Raw genomic sequence first — 4,706 nt, 5'->3', positions numbered from 1 at the left:
GTGGACCCCAGTGAGACGAATATTCAATCGACGGAACCGACCTAGGCGAAACCGCGAACACTCTCTCGTTCGCCTTCGAGGGCAAGGAACCCTCCATCGATCTCAGCGACGACAACGCCGAGGCTTTTCGCCAGATCATTGCGCCGTACATCGAGGCTGGCCACCGAGTGACCGGGAGAAACACCAAGGCCGCAAGAAAAACCTCCGCGAAGACCTCGTCCGCAAACACTAAAGCTATTCGCGAATGGGCCCAGGCCAACGGCTACGACGTCTCCAACCGCGGACGCATCCCCGCCGACGTCCTGCAGGCGTACACCGCGGCCAATTAGCGATACAGCGGGACGAAGGACGGCTCAACACGACCATTTACCAGGCAATATGTTTACGCCGATAACTTACGTTATGACAAGTAGACGATGCCGAGTTGTGAATCTCGCGAACTCGACCGCTCCCCGAACTGCTCGCACGTTCGTCCGGTCTCGCACTGGCAACTCGGCACCTCAGAACTCGGCACTTCATCAGCAGGCGCGGTGGGCGCGACTGGTGGAGCTGCTCGGTCTGAGGCTGTGCGCGATTCCGTTGCCCCCTGTGTGGGCGTGGTCGGAGACATTCCGAAAGCCGACCTTCTTGCCCCACACGGGCATATCGCCGTCTGGCGGGTTCGCCTGCGACAGATAGGCAACGGCGTGCCACAGGATCTCGTTTTCTTGCCCCTAAGAGTGGAGTCCACTGTGGCCGTCACGCGGCAACTATTCTCGACTGCGGCTGCTCGCGGCATCGTCCGGCCTCGAAGCCAGCGACTTACCATGACCAAGGTCATTGCGGCGTTCCTTGCGGTGCCAATGTCTCGGTGACGCGAACACTCAGTTCCGGCTTGTCGTCGCCTTCGGTGTGAGTGAACGTCCCAAGATGGGACCACATCGAGTCCACGAGCGGCTGGAGGAACAAACGGCCCAGCTGAGTGACGATGACGTCGACCACCTGAACAGCATCGGCGCGGACCCTAGACGCCGCACCAGACTGCCGCATAGCTATCACTTCCCGGTGTGTCAGCTCGGTGAGCCGTTCGAGTAACTCACCTCGCTGACCGCCGGGATCTAGCAACGCGCGGCGCAGGTAGTTCACCACCTCGGGACGCCTGACCAGCATGTCGGCAACCGCCTCGTTGCGGATCCGGGCGATGTCGGCGCCTGGGACGTCCACGGGCGCCGAGGCAAGTGCGGTAGCGAAATGCTCTACGACCAGTCGCTCGACCGCCCCGCGCAGGCCGTCCTTCGTGCCGTAGTGATGGACCACGAGACCCACCGTCACCCCGGCCGCGGTCGCCACGGTTCGCAACGAAGTGCCGTCCTCGCCGTTGGCGGCGTAGAGATCCAGTGCGGCGTTGCGGATGCGCGCCTTGGCAGTGAGATCCTGGCCCGCGGCGCCTGGTGCGGAACGATTCACGCGGTTCCCCTTCAGTTGCGGTCGAGCCTACGGACCCCAAACTAGACTATACGTCGGTACCGCATACTGTATGTTCGTACAGTACATGGTGTCCCGGCTCAGTCGGCCTTGTCGACCTGACTATCGTGCCGTCGGCAGCCAGTTGCTCAGGCCACCCGCATCGGGCCTCAGGGCCCCTTGGACGTCCCGGTCGAGGTTGGGTCACGGGTCGGACGTGCGGGTGTCGGCGATATCTCCGTCGCCATGAGCAGAGGTGTCACACCCAGCACAACTTCATCGACAGGAAGGTCTGGACATGGACACATTTCGCGACAAGGCCGGCGGGCCGATAGGTACCGATATCGACACCTGGGTGCGCTCGTTTACGCGCATGGAATCCGGTTCCTCCGAGCTTCCTCCCCACCACCCCAACTGCCTTGGCTGTGGACCAGAGAACCCGAATGGTCACTTCCTCTCGGTACGGCGTGACGGAGACGGCGTCGTCGCACACCACCAGTTCGACCAGCGCCACGTCGGGGCACCCGGCATTGCACACGGCGGCGCGGTAGCGACCGTGATTGACGACCTCTTCGGCTTCTTGCTCTATTCGGTCGGCGAGCTCGCCGTGACGCGCCGTCTCGAGCTCGAGTATCTTGCGCCAGCACTACTCGACACCCCGTACATCCTGCGCGCTGCAGTTCGGTCTCGCGATGGCCGGAAATTGGACCTCACGTCCACGATGGAGGATGCAGAGGGCCGCACTGTTATTACTGCCACTGCCCTGTTCATCGTGGTCGAGGTTGAACACTTTTTGCAGTCACAGAGAAACTCGAGGGCTTAGGCCAAACTCACCGCCGCGAGCACCAGGCCCGAATACGTCGAGGATGTCGGCGGAGCCTGAAGATATTGAACGCCACGCCCAAAGAACGGGCGAAGCGGAAGGCACCGTGCATCGCCAGTTGCCCTGTACGAGTCAACCAAGAGGCAGCGCTACCTACGACGGAACCCCGTCGGCGGGTGGCCGGTCCAGTGCTTGAAAGCGTGTGAAAAGCTGGCGAGGTCGCTGTAACCGAGGTCCGTGGCGATCTCGCTCGCGGACACAGATCCGTCCAGTAAACGAAGAATCGCGTACTCACGAATGACCGACTGGCGCAGTCCGCGATAGGTCATCCCTTCCTCAGAGAGGCGCCGCTTAAGTGTGCTCGTAGAGATGGAGAGTTCGTCTGCAATCCACTGACTTCCACAATCTGCGGGACGCTTCTCTATCAGACGTCTCACCTTGTCCGAATACGAGGCGATTTTACTCCGCTCGTCGAGCCTTCGCTGCAAGTCACCGCTAGCGAGTCGATACGCCACGGGGTCAGAGAACCGGCAGACGTGATTGACCGCGTCAACGGGAAAATGCAGAATGGACAGTGAAGCGTCAAATACCAGGCGACCAGCTAACCAATCCTGATCCACGGGCAGACCTTCCGGAGCGGGCCAACCCAGTGAGAGTGTGATGTCTGGTGCATCGCCAACGAGTATATTCAGCAGCCTCAGCAGGACCGCACCACAGTAGGTGACCACTAGGGAGTCTAGGACTCGATCGCCCGTCTGCCCATTGAGCGCGACAGACACTCCGTGTCCACCTGCGTAGAACTGCGCACTCAGGGCTGGGGTTATTAGCGGCAGGTAGGCAAGCAATTCCAATATCTCGCCTGCGGAACCTGCGCTTACTAGTGGGACGCTTAATGGTCCGAAGGACGTCAGATGAGCATGCTGGGCGAACGCCAAACCGAGGGTCGTTGCTTGGTCGACGTCGAGGTCGGGCAAGGCTTCCCTGATCCACCGCAGGGGAACTTGGGCGTTGATGGCAAGAAGTGACTCGACGTCGCTTCGCTCACGATCCATGATCTCGCGAAACCGTGCAACGGCGTCTTGCTCCAGAACTGGGCTCTCAAGTAACTGCGCGAACACGAGCGGTGGCACGCCCTCGCGATCAAGATTCATCGCCCCCGCCTTCTGAGCCAAATTAACAAGCTTCTGCCCTCAATCAACCTAGCCGCAGTCGTCGTTGTTAGCAATGCTGTGAGCAGCTATTACCCGAACAACCATGCAGGAGCCAGCGATGACAGTCGTAACCTTCGTCTCACATGAGGGAGAGAAGCACGTGGTGCCCTTAGAGGAGGGGCAGTCACTCATGCGGATCGCCGTCAACAACGCGGTGCCCGGGATTGACGCTGACTGCGGAGGCGAAGCCGCGTGCGGCACGTGTCATGTCATCGTTGATCCGCAGTGGTCCGAACAGGTCGGCCTCTCGGGAGCAAGTGAAGAGGAAATGCTCGCAATGAACCCGGAAAGGCTGCCGACCTCTCGACTGTCGTGCCAGATGACCGCGTCCGCGGATTGGGACGGCCTGGTCGTCCAGGTGCCAGAGTTCCAGATGTAACGACGAAGGGATCAAGAGTCGTGTCAAGCAATCATGTAGAAGTCGGGGACAGAATCCGGTCGGCCATCCCGATGGATCTTCAGATCCGGGGCGCCCATCTGTACGACAGGACTCGGCGCTGGGTGACAAGGACGAATGGGAAGAAGCTCTTCGTAGAGAGTCCCATTCCTCCCGTCGAGGATGTCGAGCTCGCCGACATCGACCTCAGTAATCCCTTTCTCTATCGCCAAGGACGCTGGCAGTCCTACTATGAGCGCCTGCGAAACGAGGCTCCGGTCCACTTTCAGCCCAACAGTGCGTTCGGGCCGTTCTGGTCAGTGACCCGACATGAAGACATCATCGCGGTCGATAAGAACCATGAGGTCTTCTCCGCCGAGCCGATGATAGTGATCGGGGCCCCGCCTCGTTTTCTCGATATCGAGATGTTCATCGCGATGGACCCACCGCGCCACGACTTGCAGCGAGCAGCTGTGCAGGGGGTGGTCGCGCCGAAGAACCTGCGCGAGATGGAGACGCTCATTCGGTCTCGGGTTCGCGAGGTACTAGACGACTTGCCGGTGAATCAGCCGTTCGATTGGGTGCAGACCGTCTCGATCGAACTGACAGCTCGGATGCTCGCGACGCTCTTGGACTTCCCATACGAGGAACGTCGCAAACTCGTGTACTGGTCAGATATGGCGACGTCGTTCGAGGAAGCGAACGGTGGTCCCGCGGACCTCGACGAGACGTTCGACGGGATGCGCGACATGGCGAGCGGTCTGAGTTCTCTGTGGTACGACAAGAAGGCCCGGACAGAAGCCGGGGAGGAACCCGGCTTCGATCTGATCACCATGTTGCAGAGCAACGAGAA

The 4,706-nt window shown here is 60.5% G+C and carries 5 protein-coding genes and 1 pseudogene; 4 read left to right on the top strand and 2 right to left on the bottom strand.

Features of this window, described 5'->3' with window-relative positions:
• Nucleotides 1–26 precede the first annotated feature (26 nt).
• Complete coding sequence (locus tag G6020_RS16270; RefSeq protein ID WP_095719492.1) at nt 27–329, top strand: Lsr2 family protein; 303 nt, start codon at nt 27–29, stop codon at nt 327–329.
• 487 nt (nt 330–816) lie between these two features.
• Here G6020_RS16270 and G6020_RS16265 read toward each other — a convergent pair whose 3' ends face one another.
• Nucleotides 817–1,446 carry a TetR/AcrR family transcriptional regulator gene (locus G6020_RS16265; RefSeq protein ID WP_107749266.1) on the bottom strand — a complete coding sequence of 210 codons (630 nt, stop codon included), beginning with the start codon at nt 1,444–1,446 and terminating at the stop codon, nt 817–819.
• Nucleotides 1,447–1,741: 295 nt separating this feature from the next.
• On the opposite strand from G6020_RS16265, the gene G6020_RS16260 reads away from it, so the two are divergent.
• On the top strand, nt 1,742–2,266 hold the full coding sequence (locus G6020_RS16260; protein WP_008379464.1) for a PaaI family thioesterase: 525 nt from the start codon (nt 1,742–1,744) through the stop codon (nt 2,264–2,266).
• A gap of 149 nt (nt 2,267–2,415) precedes the next feature.
• On the opposite strand, the gene G6020_RS16255 is transcribed toward G6020_RS16260, so the two are convergent.
• Nucleotides 2,416–3,417, bottom strand: coding sequence for an AraC family transcriptional regulator (locus G6020_RS16255; protein WP_107749265.1), 1,002 nt, complete (start codon nt 3,415–3,417; stop codon nt 2,416–2,418).
• Between the two features lie 118 nt (nt 3,418–3,535).
• Here G6020_RS16255 and G6020_RS16250 point away from each other — a divergent pair, with 118 nt between their 5' ends.
• Together G6020_RS16250 and G6020_RS17335 are read left to right on the top strand one after the other, a co-directional pair.
• On the top strand, nt 3,536–3,856 hold the full coding sequence (locus tag G6020_RS16250) for a 2Fe-2S iron-sulfur cluster-binding protein (RefSeq protein ID WP_067718080.1): 321 nt from the start codon (nt 3,536–3,538) through the stop codon (nt 3,854–3,856).
• A 71-nt stretch (nt 3,857–3,927) separates the two neighbouring features.
• Nucleotides 3,928–4,706 (top strand): annotated as a pseudogene (locus G6020_RS17335) (cytochrome P450); the annotation flags it as partial.

It is taken from the genome of Dietzia sp. B19, assembly GCF_014145155.1.
In the GTDB taxonomy this organism is placed as follows: domain Bacteria; phylum Actinomycetota; class Actinomycetes; order Mycobacteriales; family Mycobacteriaceae; genus Dietzia; species Dietzia natronolimnaea.
Note: the sequence above shows the minus strand (reverse complement) of the source record. Positions and strands in the feature narration are given on the sequence as shown.